Source organism: Streptococcus oralis (genome assembly GCF_023109155.1).
Classification (GTDB): Bacteria; Bacillota; Bacilli; order Lactobacillales; family Streptococcaceae; genus Streptococcus; species Streptococcus oralis_BZ.
In genome coordinates, this window is the sequence record NZ_JALDUA010000001.1 from 97,882 (window position 1) to 116,016 (window position 18,135).

Below are 18,135 nucleotides of genomic sequence, written 5' to 3' on the forward strand. Positions count from 1 at the left end.
CTATAATTAGTAGTTTAACCTGACCTTCAAATAGGAGTATACTAATAATGTAATCGTTATCAAACCTAAAAATTCGATGAAATCAGTTTTTAGGAATAAAAAGGGAGGAAATTATGAAAAAGTTTTCAAAGACCTTGAGAGATAACTGGATCTTTCTCTTGATGGTTTTACCAGGGGCACTCTGGTTGATTCTATTCTTTTACATTCCAGTATTTGGGAATGTGGTCGCCTTTAAAGACTACCATATGACCAGTAATGGTTTCATAGATAGTATTGTGAATAGTAAATGGGTCGGGTTAGATAATTTCAGATTCTTGTTTAGTTCAAAAGATGCCTTTATCATCACTCGAAATACCGTTCTTTACAATCTCGGGTTTATCTTTATCGGTTTGATTGTATCAGTAGGGATTGCCATCATCCTCAGCGAGCTCCGCTCTAAGAGAATGGTTAAAATTTTCCAAACGTCTATGTTGTTCCCTTACTTCCTGTCATGGGTTATCATCAGTTTCTTTACAGATGCCTTCCTAAACATTGACAAAGGGGTCTTCAACCATTTCCTAACATCCATTGGCATGAAGGAAGTCAACTTCTACGCTGACTTAGGCATTTGGCCATACCTTCTCCTTTTCCTAGGTATTTGGAAAGGCTTTGGATATAGCAGTGTCATGTACTATGCGACAATCATGGGAATTGACCCAACCTACTACGAAGCAGCAACAGTGGACGGAGCTAGCAAGTGGCAACGTATTCGCAACGTAACCATTCCTCAGTTGACTCCACTTGTGACAGTTTTGACTATCCTTGCAGTCGGAAATATCTTCCGTGCAGACTTTGGTCTCTTCTATCAAATCCCACACAATGCTGGTCAGCTTTACAATGTAACCAACGTTTTGGACGTATATGTCTTTAATGGTTTGACTCAGACAGCAGATATCGGTATGGCTTCAGCAGCCGGTCTTTACCAATCCGTAGTCGGTTTGATTCTGGTTATCCTATCAAACTTGCTTGCAAGACGAGTCGATCCAAACTCAGCTTTGTTCTAGAAAGGAGGAGAATATGGCAGAAAAGAAAATTAAAAAAGAAAAAATCGATAATGTCGGCATTCACTCCTTCAGTAAGAAAGCAGATATCTTCTTTAGTATCATCTCTGGTTTGATCGCTCTTTCTTGTATCTTGCCCTTTATCTTCGTTATCATCATTTCGGTGACAGATGAAAAGAGCATCCTCCAGTATGGATATAGCTTTTTCCCTTCGAAATTTGGTGTAGATGGATTCCAGTTCCTAGCTCAGTTTAAAGATAAGATCCTCCAAGCGCTCTTTATCTCAGTTTTTGTAACTGTAGTCGGAACAGTGACCAACGTCTTCATCACAACCACTTATGCCTACGCCATCTCACGTACAACCTTTAAGTACCGCAGATTCTTTACGATCTTCGCTCTTCTTAGTATGTTGTTCAATGCTGGTTTGGTACCAGGCTATATCGTGGTTACTCGCCTGCTTCAACTGGGTGATACCGTTTGGGCCTTGATTGTTCCAATGCTCCTCTCACCATTCAACATCATCTTGATGCGTTCCTTCTTCAAGAAGACCATTCCAGAAGCCATTCTCGAATCTGCTCGTATCGATGGTGCCAGTGAAGCTCGGATCTTCTTCCAGATTTGTTTGCCATTGTCACTTCCAGGTATCGCAACCATCACGCTTTTGACAGCTCTTGGTTTCTGGAACGACTGGTTCAACGCCCTTCTTTACATCAAGAGTGACAACTTGTATCCATTGCAATATTTGCTCATGCAAATCCAGCAAAATATGGACTACATCGCCAAAGCAGTCGGCCTATCTGGCCAACTGGGAGTCGCTCTACCGAAAGAAACAGGTCGTATGGCCATGGTTGTTGTTGCAACCCTTCCAATCGCGATTCTGTATCCATTCTTCCAACGCTACTTTGTTAAAGGTTTGACCATCGGTGGTGTGAAAGAATAGCACTTGCTGAGAAACACCGTTTCTCCCTTCCCAACTTCATCATAGCGATTGAAGTTAAAAATCATTAAATCGTTTATAAGTTTAAAAATAAAAAAAGGAGTTTTTATCATGAAAAACTGGAAAAAATATGCTTTTGCATCTGCTAGCGTAGTCGCTTTGGCTGCTGGTCTTGCTGCTTGTGGAAACCTTACAGGTAACAACAAAAAAGCTGCAGATACTACTTCAGGTGAAAAACCTGTAATCAAAATGTACCAAATCGGTGACAAACCAGACAACTTGGATGAATTGCTAGAAAATGCAAACAAAATCATCGAAGAAAAAGTCGGTGCTAAATTGGATATCCAATACCTTGGATGGGGTGACTATGATAAGAAAATGTCTGTTATCACATCATCTGGTGAAAACTATGATATCGCATTTGCATCTAACTATGTTGTAAATGCTCAAAAAGGTGCTTATGCTGACTTGACAGAATTGTATAAAAAAGAAGGAGCAGAGCTTTACAAAGCACTTGACCCAGCTTACATCAAAGGGAACACTGTAAACGGTAAGATCTATGCAGTACCAGTTGCAGCTAACGTTGCATCATCTCAAAACTTTGCCTTCAACGGAACTCTTCTTGCTAAATACGGTATCGATATTTCAGGTGTAACTTCATACGAAACACTTGAGCCAGTCTTGAAACAAATCAAAGAAAAAGCTCCAGACGTAGTACCATTTGCGGTTACGAAGAACTTTATCCCATCTGATAACTTTGACTACCCAGTACCAAACGGACTTCCATTTGTTATCGACCTTGAAGGAGACACTACTAAGATTGTAAACCGTTACGAAGTGCCTCGTTTCAAAGAACACTTGAAGACTCTTCACAAATTCTATGAAGAAGGATACATTCCAAAAGACGTAGCAACAAGCGACACTTCATTTGACCTTCAACAAGATACTTGGTTCGTTCGTGAAGAAACAGTAGGACCAGCTGACTACGGTAACAGCTTGCTTTCACGTGTTGCTAACAAAGACATCCAAATCAAACCAATCACTAACTTCATCAAGAAAAACCAAACAACACAAGTTGCCAACTTTGTTATCTCAAACAACTCTAAGAACAAAGAAAAATCAATGGAAGTGTTGAACCTCTTGAACACGAACCCAGAACTCTTGAACGGTCTTGTTTACGGTCCAGAAGGCAAGAACTGGGAAAAAATTGAAGGTAAAGAAAACCGTGTCCGCGTCCTTGATGGCTACAAAGGAAATACTCACATGGGTGGATGGAACACTGGTAACAACTGGATTCTTTACATCAACGAAAACGTTACAGACCAACAAATTGCAGATTCTAAGAAACAATTGGCAGAAGCTAAAGAATCTCCAGCACTTGGATTCATCTTTAACACTGACAATGTGAAATCTGAAATCTCAGCAATTTCTAACACAATGCAACAATTCGATACAGCTATCAACACTGGTACTGTAGACCCAGATAAAGCTATTCCAGAATTGATGGAAAAATTGAAATCTGAAGGTGCCTACGAAAAAGTATTGAACGAAATGCAAAAACAATACGACGAATTCTTGAAAAACAAAAAATCATAAGAACGATTGATTTCGTGTATTCATTCCTAATTCCTAAAAATGTGATCACTGCCTTCCTTAGTTCTCTAGGGGAGGTAGTGATTTTTAGGATGTAAAAATGAAAAGAGTGGTTCTGAGGGTTTATGCGATGTGATACACATACATCTATAGAGGATTTATTATGAAAAAATATCGCCTTCTTTTCAAAATGAGTGCTGTCTTCTTTTACCTATTTTTCGTATTTGGCCTTTCTCAGCTGACGCTTATTGTCCAAAACTATTGGCAATTTTCTTCCCAGATTGGCAATTTCTTCTGGATTCAAAATATCTTGAGTTTGCTATTTATCGGAGTCATGATTTGGATTCTGGTTAAGACAGGCCATGGTTATCTCTTTCGCATTCCAAGAGAAAAATGGCTTTGGTATTCGATTTTGACAGTATTAGTGGTAGTGCTCCAGATCTTTTTTAACGTTCAGACAGCTAAACATGTCCAGTCAACTGCGGAAGGTTGGGCTGTACTGATTGGTTTTAGTGGGACTAACTTTGCAGAGCTAGGTATCTATATAGCCCTGTTCTTTCTGATTCCACTGATGGAAGAGTTAATCTATAGAGGATTACTGCAACACGCCTTTTTTAAAGATTCGAGATTTGCTCTTGATTTGCTTCTTCCTTCTATTTTATTTGCTCTCCCTCATTTTTCAAGCCTGCCTAGTCTGTTAGATATCTTCGTCTTTGCAACATCTGGAATCATTTTTGCTGGTTTGACCCGTTATACCAAGAGCATTTATCCATCCTATGCGGTGCATGTGATCAATAATATTGTAGCGACCTTGCCATTTTTGCTGACTTTTTTACATAGGGTGTTTGGGTAAAATATTAGCATGAGAGTTAGGAATTATAGTTTTTCAATTTATAAGCGAATTTCAGGAGAAAAATGAGAATGACACCATTAAAATGGTTTGCTGGAGGAAGTGAAAGATGTTGTGAAGCCATGACCATCATTGATTATCTATTGGAAGATATAAAGGATGCGCCTCAACTTACTCCCTTGAAAAATCAGTTAGTGATTTATCAAAAACGATTAAAGGACGATGGGACTTCTACTCCATTTATTCTGAGCCAAATGAACGTTGACATCTCACGTGTGTTGATTGATAACAAGCTAAGTTTGTCAGAAAGTCAAGCTAAGCAAATAAAAAAATTGAGAGAATTATCTGCGATTCGGTATGGTTACTGATGAAGTGCAGGGGTAGGACTCTTTCTACAATTTCCGGTCAAATAAATTGCATTCGTTTTCTCAAGTGGGTATACTAGAATAGTTGAATGAAAAATTCTGAAAATTTAAGAATAGAAAAGAGAACAAATCTTATGGCAAAAGATATTCGTGTCTTACTTTACTACCTCTATACTCCAATTGAAAATGCAGAGCAATTTGCGGCAGATCACTTGGCTTTCTGTAAATCAATCGGTCTCAAAGGCCGTATCCTAGTCGCTGACGAGGGAATCAACGGAACCGTTTCAGGTGACTACGAAACAACTCAAAAATACATGGACTACGTTCACAGCCTCCCAGGAATGGAAGACCTCTGGTTCAAGATTGACGAAGAGAATGAACAAGCCTTCAAGAAGATGTTTGTTCGCTACAAGAAAGAAATTGTCCACCTTGGTTTGGAAGACAACGATTTTGACAACGATATCAACCCACTTGAAACAACAGGCGCTTACTTGTCTCCAAAAGAGTTCAAAGAAGCCCTTCTTGACGAAGATACAGTGGTTCTTGATACACGTAACGATTATGAGTACGACCTAGGACATTTCCGTGGGGCTATCCGCCCAGACATCCGCAACTTCCGTGAGTTGCCACAATGGGTTCGTGATAATAAAGAAAAATTCATGGACAAGCGTGTCGTAGTTTACTGTACAGGTGGGGTTCGCTGTGAGAAATTCTCAGGCTGGATGGTTCGTGAAGGCTACAAAGATGTTGGTCAATTGCATGGAGGAATTGCAACTTACGGTAAAGACCCAGAAGTTCAAGGAGAGCTTTGGGATGGGAAAATGTATGTCTTTGACGAGCGTATCGCCGTCGATGTCAACCATGTTAACCCAACCATCGTAGGGAAAGACTGGTTTGATGGAACACCATGTGAACGCTATGTCAACTGTGGAAATCCCTTCTGTAACCGTCGTATCCTAACATCAGAAGAAAATGAAGACAAGTACCTTCGTGGATGCTCACACGAGTGCCGTGTTCACCCACGTAACCGCTATGTTTCAGAAAATGAATTGACACAAGCAGAAGTAATCGAACGCTTAGCTGCTATCGGTGAAAGCTTGGATCAAGTCGCTACAGTATAAAGCAAACAGCCCTTAGGGGCTGTTTTTCTATGCTTTTTATCTAAAAATCTAAAATTTGTTTCTGTATCTTTCAGGAAAATAGGTTATACTATATGTAAACGATTTCAAAGGAGGCCAGTTATGGCGAAAACATTTTTTATCCCAAATAAAGAAAGCATTCTAGGACAACAGGAGATTTTGACTGCCAAGTCTATCTTGGCCTTGGTGGAGGGCTTGGAGTCACACAGTTATGATGCCGTCTATCTCCGTCAGCCGCTTAATCGTCTCGAGTATATCGAGTGTGGGATTGTAGGTCAGTCGCAATTTCTCTTCAAGGTGAACTATGCGGATAGTCGAAAAGGCTATCAAGTGGTGATTCCAGACTTCCTTACTAGAGCGGACTGGGAGATTGTAGAAGCTCTCCTCCAAGCCCTATCGAGCAAGTTGGGGCAAGTGGTAGAAGGGTTTGACTTTGAAGCTTATTTCCGAGAAACAGTCAAGAATTATCTAGCGGATAGGGCGGCTCGTCTAGTCTATTGCCAAGGGCTCTTGTCCCCTATCTATCTCAACAAGGAATACCTCGAGAGCTTTTTGGCTGAGGATGGATTGGCACGTTTTGAAGAGCTAGTCAAGAAGGTTCAAGGCTCTGATGCCTACCTTGCCAGTGTGAAATTTTACCCAGACGCTCAAGGAAGGGTGCATGGTATCTACCACCTAGCTCAGGGAGTCAAGACAATTTTGCCAAAGGAACCCTTTGTACCAGCTCCTTATACGGAGCAGCTGGCAGGCAAGGAGCTTATTTGGGAGATTGACCTAGTGACGATTTCTGGTGATGGCTCAAAAGCAGAAGACTATGAAGCCATCGCTCGCTTGGATTATGCAAGATTCCTAGAGTCATTACCAACAGCATTTTACCACCAACTAGATGCTAATCAATTAGAAGTACAACCCATCCTAGGACAAGATTTTGAAGGATTGGCAAGTATCGAGTAGACATTGTTCAAAAAAGAGTAAGCATAAAAATCCCTGTCATTAACAAATGGCAGGGATTTTGGTTAAAAGAAGGTCAAGATGCGAAGGTAGTCAACTGTCAGCGCGAGCTCTGCAATGAAGAAGGGTAAGAGAATAGCTCCATCAAGTAAGACAGCTAGCAAGAAACGATAAAATGGATCAAGGCTACTGGTCTTACTTGGCTTGCTAATCACAAAGAGATTTCCAAGGGCAAAGATGGCCATGCTTAGAAGAGTGAGGATGCCAGCAAATCGTAAGCCACCAAAGAGTGCAAAGAAACTTGCTAGAGCTGTTAAGACCAGCGGGATAGCAAAGAGTCGGCTGTAACGATCGCAAGCTTCTTGGAATGTGAAGTCGCTCTCCTGATCCAGCACACGTCGGACAGTAAAGCCTCCCAAAATGATGGAAAAGTAAAATAGAGCGCTAGCGACCAAGATGGAGAGTCCAGCAAAGAGATTTAAAGGAGGGAGCTGGTTAGGAGAACTATTGGCAATAGACGCCATATAGCCGTAGTAGAGGTGTTTGATATGATAGATACTAAAGAAAAGGTTAATTGAGGATAGCAAAGTGAGCAGGCCAAAGACACTGTAACGATGCTTTTGGTCCGTAGTCTTGCTGGCAGTTGGTTCTTGGATAGCATCCAGCAGCCAAGTCCAAAATAGTGCGATTTCTTCTTTGAATCGGGCAGTTTTACGAGGGTCAATATCTGGGATATAGGGGCTTTCTAAAGCCTTGCTGAGGATACTTTTCTCTTTTGCAGGGTTTTCTTGCTTGTGCTCCTCTTCAGCTTTCCCTTCTCCCTCTTCCTCGGTTTGGGTTTCCTCAGTCATTTCGGGAGCTTCCTCCTCATGCGTTTCCATCTCTTTAGGTGAGACAGGTGTTTCTTCGCTTACTTGTGGTTCAGTTTCCACAGTTTCCGAAGTCTCTGGCTCGTTGGGCTGGTTTTCCAATTTTGTCTGAGGTGATTTCTTCTCAAGATCGGCACTTTCAAACCATTCTTGTGTCATGGTGGAACCTCCTTTTTTTATGGTCGTTTCTATCTTTAGCCTAGCAGATGAAAGCGTTTTTGTCAATGGTTTCTAGATGGAGAAGAGTACTCTTCTTTAGGTAGGTAGATATCCTGGTTGGCTTTTGCAATGAGTAAATCTTTGATATCTGCTTTTTCAGTTTTATAAGGGTTGGCAAGTTGATTCTCTTTTTGTCCACGATGTTCTTCTTTGGGTTTATGATAGATACCACCATGCTGAGAAGAAAGATCTAGATTGATACGGTCAGTCTCTTTCTGGGAGAGAATGAGGTTTAGAGTGGAATGGGCCTCTAGCTCAACCTTGCCGTGGACCTTGATATTCTCAGCATAGATGTGTTCCCTTTCCGTCTTGACCTGGCTATCTGTAAATTCGGTATCAAAGATATTGATGATATGAGGTGTCGTTAGTGTACTATTCTTGATAGAGCTTTCTGTTATTCTTAAGAGGTAGCCTTTTGTTTTGATTGTCGCATTTTCAAGATTGGCTTGACGAATATTGGTTTGTCCACGATTGGCTGAGACGGTGATCGCTTGCAGCCTTCTTCCTTTGGGGAGGGAGAGAATGACTTCGTCAAAACGGTGAGAATAATTGCTGGCAATACGAAGTAGGCCTTCGATTCCTGAACCGAGAAAGCGATGTTGGGAGGCTTGTTTGTCAGTGACGCTCAGTGTTTTGTCACTCATGCCAGTAGTCAGATCGTGACGACCAGACACGGAAGGATGATAGGTGATGTGGATCTTGTCATCTACAGACTCTGTGATGGTTAGGCTATGTTCCTCAAGGGCTAAATCAAGCTTTTCCACTTCATTTCCAAAGGTCACTTCTTCGATACGATTGTCATAGACGGGGTCTTTTGACATGGCAAGTAAACTTTGAATACCATTGGACTGGGCGCCTACAATGATCATGATAAAACCAAGGATTGTAGAAACCACACCAAAGATGAGAAATCCTTTTGTCAATTTACGCATGTCTGTCACCTCTCTTTCCTTTTTTAAGAATCCATTGTGCCAAGCGGACGATTAGGAGGCCAAAGAAACGGGCTACATAGGAGATACCTAGTAGAACAAGAGAAGAAGCACCGATAGAAAGCAAACCGGCCCCAAAAATCAAGATAAAGGCAGATTTGGCTTCGACCAGAACACTAAAGCTCTCTATGATAAAAAGTCCACCTAGCAGGATACCCGTTACAGAGACGGTAAAGAATGCTAAAATGACGGAGACGGCTGCGATAATAATACCGATGATTGCCATGAGGATGCCGATTCCGACCGGAATTCCGATAGGAGCTACTAGCAGGGCCAAGAGGGCAATATGTAGCAGTTGGCGGTCATTCTTTTGAGCAGGTGCCTCATTGACCTTTTTATCGAGAAGATCAGAGAGGACATCATGGGCAGCTTCTTTTGGAGTTCCCAGACTGGCAATGAGTTCCTCTTCACCCTCTGAACCCGCATCGTCAAATAGTTCCTTAAAGTAGTCCATTGCTTCGATGCGGTCAGCTTCAGGCAGTTTATTGAGATAGGTTTCTAACTGAGTCAGATAGTCAGTTCTTGTCATGGCGGATACTCCCTTCTATGATGCCGTTGACGGTGTCGGTATAGAGCGTCCACTCTTCCTTTAGAGTAACGAGTTGCTCTACGCCCCGATTGGTCAAGGAGTAGTATTTGCGCATACGCCCCTGAAACTCTCTAGAGTAGGTGGTCAGAAAGCCACTGGCTTCCAATTTTTTGAGAATGGGATAGAGCGTAGATTCTTTGATATTGGCGATGAGTTTAATGGTTTGACTAATCTCATAACCATAAGAATCCCCTTGCTCTAGTACAGCCAAGATGAGAAACTCGATCAAGGCAGAGGATGTTGGGAAGTACATAGGAAACCTCCTTTATATTATATAAAAATTTTATATATACTCTTTTCAAATATATTGTATATCAAGTTGAAAGCCCTGTCAAGAAATATGTGTAAAAATTTTACATATAAAAAACTCCTAGTAAAAACTAGAAGTTTAGAGGATTTTATCCGCCCGATCCACCATAAAGAGTGAGACGGTCATGATGATGTCAACAGCTAGAAGGGCAAGGACAGCTGGGATCCAAGATTGGAAAAGGTCAAAACTATAACCAAACAAGGCAGGACCAAAGGCCGCCAAGATGTAGCCTCCTGTTTGCGCTAGTCCTGATAGCTGAGCCGTCTTTTCAGGAGAACTGGTTTTAAGAGAAAAACAAACCATGAGGTAGGGGAAGAGGGCGCTGCAGGCCGTTCCAATCAAGAGATGGACGACTAACCAGTAGAGGAAATTATTGGTTGGATACAAGAGCATGGCAATTCCTGTCATCCCAGCGATAGAGATAATTGCCAGCATGGTTCGACGGTGACTATCTGATAGACGAGTCGTCAGACTTGGAACAGTCATCGAAAAAGGAATGCTGATCAGTGAGAAGATAGAAGCCAGAAGAGCCGCATCACTATTAGAAATACCAGCACTAACAGCCATAGTTGGCAACCAGGTCATACTTGTATAAAAGAGCAAGGACTGAAGCCCGCCAAAGATAATGATAGCCCAGACATCTTTACTTTTTAGAATATTCTCTTTGACTTGCTTTTCTTTTTGGCTTTCTAGGTGGTGGTTGTGGCGATGATTTGGCAACCAGACTAGCAGAGTGATCAGACAGAGAAAGCTGAGAACGAGGATAAGTCCCTTCCAAGAACTAGCTTGGGTGATAGGGACCGAAAGATAAGAAGCGATGGCTGTCGAAATTCCCATGGCAGTGACATAGAGAGTTGTTAGGAAGCTAATCTTTTGAGGCTGATTTGCCTGAATCATACTTGGGAGAAGAACATTGAAAATAGCAATGCTCGCTCCCACAATTAGTGTCCCTAGATAGAGAAGGGGAAGATTGAAAATCCGAATGACAGAGCCAACAGTTAAGAGGAGGAGACAGTAAGTAAAGAGGTGTTCCAACCCGATTTTTTGTGCCAAGCGGCTTGCAAAAGCAGAGAAAAGAGCAAACATCAAGAGAGGGAGACTGGTTAAAATCCCAAGAGAGCTAACCTCCACTCCTAGTCCCTGAGCGATATCTCCTAAAATGGTTGGAAGAGCAGTAAAGGGAGAGCGTAAAACAGTTCCGATTAAGACAATTCCTAGAACAAAAAAGAGTGATTGTTTTTTCATGAAAACCTCGATAGGATGATTTTAATAACAGCTTATTTTAAGGTTTTTTCCTTATAATGTCAAGTAATGACAGCCAAGACAGTTCAATCAATGGAAGTGAAAATATAGTGAAAAGGGACGGATTTCTTTACTAGAATTTTCCTTGATTTGATATAAAAATAGGAAACTAGGAGAATTTGTGATAAAATAGTGGAAGGAAATCTATACATTGGAGAAAAACTGTGCCTGAAAAGCAAAAAATCAGCGTCTTGATGTCGGTCTATGTAAAGGAAAATCCGACGTTTTTAAGAGATGCTATCAAAAGTGTTCAAAACCAGACCTTGAAACCGAGCGAACTTGTTCTTGTTGAGGACGGCCCGCTCACACCCGAACTCTATCAGGTGCTAGATGAAGTGGCAGCTCAGTCAGACATTCCAATTAAACGGTGCCCCTTAGAACAAAACCAAGGTTTAGGCTTGGCTCTTCGATACGGTGTTTTACAGTGCCAGTATGACATTATTGCCCGCATGGATACGGATGATTTAGCCGTTCCGGATCGTTTTGAGAAACAGCTTCAGCTAATGGAGAAAGAAGATCTCGATCTCTTAGGTGGGCATATCGCAGAGTTCATTGACAATCCAGATGAGATTGTATCTTATCGTCGTGTTCCAACTCAGCATGCAGACATTGTGGCTTATCAGAGAATGAGAAGCGCCTTTAACCATATGACCGTGATGTTCAAGAAGGATATGGTCCTCAAGGCGGGCAACTATGAAGATGGCCTTTACATGGAGGATGACCTCCTTTGGCTCAATATGATTGCTGCAGGTGCTAAGACTGGGAACCTAGATCAAATCTTGTGTAAGGTTCGTGTCGGTGCAGGGATGTTTGAGCGTCGGGGTGGCTTGCGTTACCTTAAACTCTATCGTCAGGCTCGCCAAAGGATGCTTGAGCGAGGGCAAATTTCTTACATGGAATATGCTAAAAGTGTAGCCATTCAGGCAATTGTTGCACTTTGTCCAGGCTTTGTACGTCAGTTTATCTTCGTCAAACTTTTAAGAAAGAGAAAGTAAGCCCCGATAGACTGAATGATTCAGGTTATCATAACAACAGTATCATCTGACTCTTTTAAGGGGGAGTAAATTCCTATGAATAAAAAACTAACAGATTATGTGATTGATCTGGTTGAAATTTTAAATAAACAGCAAAAACAAGTGTTTTGGGGGATATTCGATATTCTGAGTATGGTGGTTTCCATCATCGTATCTTATATCTTGTTTTATGGCCTTATAAATCCGGCGCCTGTGGATTATGTAATCTACACTCTTTTAGCCTTCCTCCTTTATCAAATCATGATTGCATTTTGGGGGCTAAATGCTAGTATCAGTCGTTATAGCAAGATTACGGATTTCATGAAAATCTTTTTCGGAGTGATGCTCAGCAGTGTTCTTTCTTATGGAATCTGCTATGCCTTTCTTCCATTGTTTTCTATCCGTTTCATCGTACTCTTCATTTTGTTGAGTACCTTCCTCATCTTGCTTCCTCGTATCACTTGGCAGCTGATTTATTCTAAGCGCAAGCAAGGTAGTGGAGATGGAGAGCATCGCCGTACCTTCTTGATCGGTGCTGGTGATGGTGGCGCCCTCTTTATGAACAGCTACCAACATCCAACTAGCGACCTTGAGCTAGTGGGGATTTTGGATAACGATGAAAAGAAAAAGGGACAAAAACTAGGTGGAATCCCAGTTTTGGGCTCTTATGATAATCTACCTGAATTGGCTAAACGTCACCAAATCGAGCGTGTTATCGTAGCAATCCCTTCGCTTGACCCATCAGAGTACGAACGCATCTTGCAGATGTGTAATAAGCTAGGCGTCAAATGTTACAAGATGCCTAAGGTTGAGACAGTCGTTCAAGGACTCCATCAACCAGGTAGTGGTTTCCAAAAAATTGATATCACAGACCTTTTGGGCCGTCAGGAAATTCGTCTCGACGAATCGCGTCTAGGTACGGAGATTACAGGCAAGACCATCCTGGTGACAGGGGCAGGTGGTTCGATTGGTTCAGAGATTTGTCGTCAGGTTAGCCGTTTCAATCCCGAGCGTATCGTCTTGCTTGGACATGGCGAAAACTCAATCTATCTCGTTTATCATGAATTGATCCGTACATTCCAAGGAATTGATTATGTTCCTGTTATTGCAGATATTCAGGACTATGACCGTCTCTTGCAGGTGTTTGAGCAGTACAAACCAGCCATTGTTTATCATGCTGCAGCCCACAAACACGTTCCGATGATGGAACGCAATCCAAAAGAAGCCTTCAAGAACAATATCCTCGGTACCTACAATGTTGCCAAGGCTGTTGATGAAGCCAAAGTACCTAAGATGGTTATGATTTCGACTGACAAGGCGGTCAATCCACCGAATGTTATGGGTGCGACTAAGCGCGTGGCAGAATTGATTGTCACTGGCTTTAACCAACGTAGTAAATCAACCTACTGTGCAGTTCGTTTTGGGAATGTTCTCGGTAGTCGTGGTAGTGTGATTCCTGTCTTTGAACGTCAGATTGCTGAAGGTGGCCCTGTAACAGTAACAGACTTCCGTATGACACGTTACTTTATGACCATTCCAGAGGCTAGCCGTCTAGTAATCCATGCTGGCGCTTATGCCAAGGACGGAGAAGTCTTTATCCTCGATATGGGCAAACCAGTCAAGATCTATGACTTGGCTAAGAAAATGGTCCTTCTAAGTGGACACACAGAAAGTGAAATTCCAATCGTTGAAGTTGGGATTCGTCCGGGTGAAAAACTCTATGAAGAACTCTTGGTTTCGACCGAATTGGTTGATAACCAAGTCATGGACAAGATTTTCGTTGGTAAGGTAAACGTTATGCCTCTAGAAGCTATTGATCAAAAGATTGAAGAGTTCCGTTCACTCAGCGGAGATGAGCTCAAAGGAGCCATCATTTCCTTTGCAAATGAAACAACCCATGCTGAGTAAGAGGGTCTATCTACTTTCATAATGAAACAGCTATCGCCAGTTTTCTGAGGAAATCAGAAAGCTGGTTTTTAGAATAGCAAACTAGAGATGTATCTACCTACCACATGAAAATTTCCCTCATTAAAGAAATTCGTAGCAGTTGGTAGATGTATAGATATGCGACAGTGTGATAAAGCGTTTTCTAATTCGAGAAAAATTATAGAATAGTAACTGTTGAGATCGATAGAAATCTTTGCATACTTCATTGGCTCGATATCCCGATAGACCTTGTAAATTATGATAAAATATGGTAAACTATACAAATAAAAATAAAGGAGATTATTGTATGTTTAATGCTTATAAGAACTTTTGGAAGGGTTATGTTAACTTTACTGGTCGTTCGACTCGTTCGGAGTACTGGTGGATCTATTTTACAAACTTATTAATCTGTCTTCCTGCTTATACGAAATATCATGCTGCAGTGTCAACTCGTCCATATAACATGGAGGCAATCCGTAGTTTACAAGCTATGAGCGGTTTTTACTTCTTTTTAGCGGCTATTCTCATGTTGCCTTCTATCGCCGTGACTGTTCGTCGCTTACGGGATGCTGGTTTCCACTGGGCCTTTATCTTCATTGCTTTGGTTCCTATCGTTGGACCGATTGCCCTTATTGTGATGCTTGCTTGGCCAAGTAAGAAGGATGAAGATACAGATACTGAAGAACAGGATCAAATTACTGCTTAAGCAAGGAGTTGATTCCTTCTGATAGTAACAACATATAAAAAAATACTCCTCAACCTAGTTCACTAGTGTTAGGAGTATTTTTGTATGGTTAAAGCTGGCTAATGATATCGTCAATGGTACGGGCAATCCAGTCAGGTTGATAGCTGAGTAAATCAGCCTCTTCTCCAAATCCCCAAGTAACAGCAAACTTTTTAATACCAGTTTCTTGGGCTCCGATCATATCAAACTTGGTATCCCCAATGATGAGGACTTGGTCTGCAGGGAGTTGATGCGTTTGCAAGGCGTAACGGATGACATCCGCCTTGTGTGGCGTTTCAGGACTAGAACCGTAAATGCCATCAAAGAAATGATGGATTCCCAGATTTTTAGTCATATCATGAGCAGTAGGAGTATTCTTTGTTGTAGTGATGTAGAGAGGGTAGTTTTGTGAAAGTTCTTGGAGTAATTCCGTTATTTGGGGGAAGAGTTGGGCTTCGTGAATCCCTTTTTTCTTGTAGTAAGAACGATAGATTTGAACAGCTTCCGAGATTTGTTCCTTGGGAAGACATGTTGCAAAACTACTTTCAAGGGGCGGTCCCATAAAACCACGAATGGTTTTGGCATCAGGGCTTGGAACTCCTAGCTCTTTAAAGGTATGGGTAAAGGCATTGTGGATCCCGATGGAACTGTCAACCAGGGTTCCGTCTAGATCAAAAAAGATTGCTGAGATAGAAGGCATAGTTTCTCCTAATAGATAAATTTATTCTCCAAAGATTTCTTTTTGTAGGCGGCGACCAGTAGGTGTAGCGGCGAGTCCACCCTCGGCCGTTTCACGAAAGGCAGTTGGGAGGCTTGATCCGACTTGGTACATGGCATCGATGACTTCGTCAACAGGGATCTTAGACTCGATACCTGCCAAGGCCATGTCTGCTGCGATAAAGGCAAAGCTGGCTCCCATGGCATTGCGCTTAACACAGGGAACTTCAACCAAACCTGCGACGGGGTCGCAGATGAGGCCTAGCATATTTTTAATGACAAAGGCGATGGCTTGACTAGCCTGATAGGGGGTTCCACCTGCAGCCAAGGTCAAGGCTGCGGCACTCATGGCAGAGGCAGAGCCAACCTCGGCCTGGCAGCCACCTTCAGCACCTGAGATAGAAGCGTTGTTTGCGATGACTAGTCCAAAGGCACCCGCAGCAAAGAGGAAATCCAGCTGTTCTTCGTGGCTAAGATCTAATTTTTGGATAGCAGCAGTGAGAACGGCTGGCAGACAGCCGGCACTTCCTGCGGTTGGGGTGGCGCAGACCAAGCCCATCTTCGCATTGTGTTCATTGACCGCAATGGCATTTCGGGCTGCTGATAGGATGGTAAAGTCTGACAAGGCCTTGCCACTTTTGAGATGGCGGTCTAGTTTGGCCGCGTCTCCACCCGTTAAGCCACTACGGGATTTATTTTCACTGAGGCCGAGCTCGACAGAGGCTTTCATGACTTCTAGATTGCGTTCCATGAGGAGGAGAACTTCTGCACGTTCCCGACCGGTTAGTTGATATTCTGTCGCAATCATGAGTTCTGCGACATTTCCTTGGAAGTCTAGATCTGCTTGCTCAACCAATTCTTTGATAGAATAAAACATGTTACCTCCTACTTAAAGAAATTGACATTGTGGAGATGAGGGATTTTTCGGATTTCTTCAATCGCCTCTTCGCAATTTCGACTATCGACTTCGATAATCATAATGGCTTTTTCTCCAGCTTTTTCTCTAGTCACATTCATCTGAGCGATGTTGATATCAAAACGAGAGAGGGCTTCTGTGACATGGGCAATCATACCCGGAACATCCTGATGTACGATGATGATGGTCGGTGTATTCATGTTGAGAGAGACAGCAAAGCCGTTAAGCTCCGTAACTTGGATATTTCCCCCACCAATGGAAATTCCTGTCACACTGATGGACTTGTGTTCATTCTTCACAGTAATTTTAGTGGTGTTAGGGTGAGGAGCGTTGCTGTCTTTCTGAATGGTCCAGACAATCTTGATACCACGTTTATGGGCAATCTCTAGGCTATTTGGAATGTCGGGATCGTCCGTATCCATACCTAATATACCAGCGACGAGAGCAAGGTCAGTTCCATGACCACGGTAGGTTTTGGCAAATGAATTAAATAATTGGAATTCGACTTCTGTCGGCGTATCATCAAAGATGGAAGAGACGATTTTCCCGATACGAACAGCACCAGCAGTATGGCTACTTGATGGGCCAATCATAACTGGTCCGATAATATCAAAGACAGATTGAAAACGAAGTGATTGCATCTGTTTCCCCTTACAAAGATTCTTATATCTATTATATCAAAGAATGGACCTCTGCGCATATTTCCCTTATCAAAAGCTTAAAATGATTAAAGATAGTATAAAACAAGGACTTTTGTGACAAAAACCTCTGTAAAACGGTAAATATAAAACATTTTTGTAATATTTCTACATAAAACCGTTAAACAACGGTAACATTTAAAAGGTATCATAGATATATCCAATGGAAGGAGAATTTTTAGATATGTCATTAACAACTAAAAAAATCAAAACAACTATCGCAGGAGTAGCAGCTTTGCTTGCTTTCTTTGCTCCATCACTTGCATCTGCCCAAGAAACTGTAACTTACACAGTTAAATCAGGTGATACTCTTTCAGAAATCGCTGAGAAGTACAACACAACTGTTGAAAAATTGGCAGCAAAAAACAACATCAAAGATATTCACCTTATCTATGTTGACCAAGTTTTGGTTATCGAAGGAACAGCTTCTACTGTAGCTCCAGCAGCAACAACGGAAGAAACAGCTCCAGTAGCTACAGAAACAGTTGAAGAAGCTCCAGCAGCAACAACAACTTATGAAGCCCCAGCTGCACCTGCAACTCCTGCAGCCCCAGCAGCAGAAAGCAACACTGCAGCAACTTCTACTGTAAGTGGTTCTGAAGCAGAAGCCAAAGAATGGATCGCTCAAAAAGAATCAGGTGGTAGCTACACTGCTACAAACGGACGTTACATCGGACGTTACCAATTGACAGATTCATACTTGAACGGTGATTACTCAGCAGAAAACCAAGAACGTGTAGCTGATGCCTACGTTGCAGGACGTTACGGTTCATGGACAGCTGCTAAGAACTTCTGGCTTAACAACGGTTGGTATTAAGAATACAAGAGTCCTTTAGGGCTCTTTTTTGTTTCTCTAGAACAAAAAGTGTAACAATCTTCTCAGTAATGCTCTATTTGTATAATTCCAACGAAATCCTTCAAATTGTTTAAAAACTCAAATAGTATAAATAAGCTTATTATATGTAAAAATATATCATATAATAAGCTT

Annotated in this window: 19 protein-coding genes; 11 read left to right on the forward strand and 8 right to left on the reverse strand. The window is 41.9% G+C overall.

Features of this window, described 5'->3' with window-relative positions; translation table 11 throughout:
- Window positions 1–113 precede the first annotated feature (113 nt).
- From M1F63_RS00445 to M1F63_RS00475, 7 genes are all read left to right on the forward strand, one after another.
- Window positions 114–1,043, forward strand: a complete 930-nt coding sequence (locus tag M1F63_RS00445; protein ID WP_000714584.1) for an ABC transporter permease — start codon at window positions 114–116, stop codon at window positions 1,041–1,043.
- A 13-nt stretch (window positions 1,044–1,056) separates the two neighbouring features.
- Window positions 1,057–1,980, forward strand: coding sequence for a carbohydrate ABC transporter permease (locus M1F63_RS00450; RefSeq protein WP_000818344.1), 924 nt, complete (start codon window positions 1,057–1,059; stop codon window positions 1,978–1,980).
- A 108-nt stretch (window positions 1,981–2,088) separates the two neighbouring features.
- On the forward strand, window positions 2,089–3,573 hold the full coding sequence (locus M1F63_RS00455) for an ABC transporter substrate-binding protein (RefSeq protein WP_247940463.1): 1,485 nt from the start codon (window positions 2,089–2,091) through the stop codon (window positions 3,571–3,573).
- Between the two features lie 160 nt (window positions 3,574–3,733).
- Window positions 3,734–4,423 carry a CPBP family intramembrane glutamic endopeptidase gene (locus tag M1F63_RS00460; protein WP_247940464.1) on the forward strand — a complete coding sequence of 230 codons (690 nt, stop codon included), beginning with the start codon at window positions 3,734–3,736 and terminating at the stop codon, window positions 4,421–4,423.
- A gap of 68 nt (window positions 4,424–4,491) precedes the next feature.
- On the forward strand, window positions 4,492–4,788 hold the full coding sequence (locus M1F63_RS00465) for a bacteriocin immunity protein (RefSeq protein WP_247940465.1): 297 nt from the start codon (window positions 4,492–4,494) through the stop codon (window positions 4,786–4,788).
- Window positions 4,789–4,919: 131 nt separating this feature from the next.
- A complete protein-coding gene (gene trhO, locus M1F63_RS00470) occupies window positions 4,920–5,906 on the forward strand; it encodes an oxygen-dependent tRNA uridine(34) hydroxylase TrhO (RefSeq protein ID WP_001030012.1) in 987 nt (328 codons plus the stop codon).
- Between the two features lie 120 nt (window positions 5,907–6,026).
- On the forward strand, window positions 6,027–6,878 hold the full coding sequence (locus M1F63_RS00475) for a DUF4299 family protein (RefSeq protein ID WP_247940466.1): 852 nt from the start codon (window positions 6,027–6,029) through the stop codon (window positions 6,876–6,878).
- A 62-nt stretch (window positions 6,879–6,940) separates the two neighbouring features.
- Here M1F63_RS00475 and M1F63_RS00480 read toward each other — a convergent pair whose 3' ends face one another.
- The 5 genes from M1F63_RS00480 to M1F63_RS00500 form a co-directional block, all read right to left on the reverse strand.
- Window positions 6,941–7,903, reverse strand: coding sequence for a DUF6574 domain-containing protein (locus M1F63_RS00480; protein WP_247940467.1), 963 nt, complete (start codon window positions 7,901–7,903; stop codon window positions 6,941–6,943).
- Between the two features lie 62 nt (window positions 7,904–7,965).
- A complete protein-coding gene (locus tag M1F63_RS00485; protein WP_247940468.1) occupies window positions 7,966–8,895 on the reverse strand; it encodes a DUF4097 family beta strand repeat-containing protein in 930 nt (309 codons plus the stop codon).
- Window positions 8,888–9,481, reverse strand: a complete 594-nt coding sequence (locus M1F63_RS00490; protein WP_000198659.1) for a DUF1700 domain-containing protein — start codon at window positions 9,479–9,481, stop codon at window positions 8,888–8,890. The genes M1F63_RS00485 and M1F63_RS00490 overlap by 8 nt, the downstream gene beginning before the upstream one ends.
- A complete protein-coding gene (locus M1F63_RS00495) occupies window positions 9,468–9,794 on the reverse strand; it encodes a PadR family transcriptional regulator (RefSeq protein ID WP_000273860.1) in 327 nt (108 codons plus the stop codon). The genes M1F63_RS00490 and M1F63_RS00495 overlap by 14 nt, the downstream gene beginning before the upstream one ends.
- Window positions 9,795–9,929: 135 nt before the next feature.
- Window positions 9,930–11,096, reverse strand: coding sequence for a CynX/NimT family MFS transporter (locus M1F63_RS00500; protein ID WP_247920974.1), 1,167 nt, complete (start codon window positions 11,094–11,096; stop codon window positions 9,930–9,932).
- Between the two features lie 221 nt (window positions 11,097–11,317).
- Here M1F63_RS00500 and M1F63_RS00505 point away from each other — a divergent pair, with 221 nt between their 5' ends.
- From M1F63_RS00505 to M1F63_RS00515, 3 genes are all read left to right on the forward strand, one after another.
- A complete protein-coding gene (locus tag M1F63_RS00505) occupies window positions 11,318–12,148 on the forward strand; it encodes a glycosyltransferase (protein ID WP_247920973.1) in 831 nt (276 codons plus the stop codon).
- Window positions 12,149–12,223: 75 nt separating this feature from the next.
- Window positions 12,224–14,074: a nucleoside-diphosphate sugar epimerase/dehydratase gene (locus M1F63_RS00510; RefSeq protein ID WP_247940469.1), complete on the forward strand. Its 1,851-nt coding sequence runs from the start codon at window positions 12,224–12,226 to the stop codon at window positions 14,072–14,074.
- 325 nt (window positions 14,075–14,399) lie between these two features.
- Complete coding sequence (locus tag M1F63_RS00515) at window positions 14,400–14,798, forward strand: DUF805 domain-containing protein (RefSeq protein ID WP_000481289.1); 399 nt, start codon at window positions 14,400–14,402, stop codon at window positions 14,796–14,798.
- A gap of 88 nt (window positions 14,799–14,886) precedes the next feature.
- Here the strand turns inward: M1F63_RS00515 and M1F63_RS00520 are convergent, their stop codons facing one another.
- From M1F63_RS00520 to sdaAB, 3 genes are read right to left on the reverse strand one after another with little or no spacing between them, the layout of a single operon-like run.
- Window positions 14,887–15,516 (reverse strand): HAD-IA family hydrolase, encoded by a 630-nt coding sequence (locus M1F63_RS00520; RefSeq protein ID WP_049550176.1) that lies wholly within the window; start codon window positions 15,514–15,516, stop codon window positions 14,887–14,889.
- Window positions 15,517–15,537: 21 nt separating this feature from the next.
- Complete coding sequence (gene sdaAA / locus M1F63_RS00525) at window positions 15,538–16,410, reverse strand: L-serine ammonia-lyase, iron-sulfur-dependent, subunit alpha (protein WP_033584753.1); 873 nt, start codon at window positions 16,408–16,410, stop codon at window positions 15,538–15,540.
- An 8-nt stretch (window positions 16,411–16,418) separates the two neighbouring features.
- Window positions 16,419–17,090: an L-serine ammonia-lyase, iron-sulfur-dependent subunit beta gene (sdaAB, locus tag M1F63_RS00530; RefSeq protein ID WP_247940470.1), complete on the reverse strand. Its 672-nt coding sequence runs from the start codon at window positions 17,088–17,090 to the stop codon at window positions 16,419–16,421.
- Window positions 17,091–17,331: 241 nt separating this feature from the next.
- Here sdaAB and apf point away from each other — a divergent pair, with 241 nt between their 5' ends.
- On the forward strand, window positions 17,332–17,964 hold the full coding sequence (apf, locus tag M1F63_RS00535; RefSeq protein WP_247940471.1) for an aggregation-promoting factor: 633 nt from the start codon (window positions 17,332–17,334) through the stop codon (window positions 17,962–17,964).
- Window positions 17,965–18,135 lie beyond the last annotated feature (171 nt).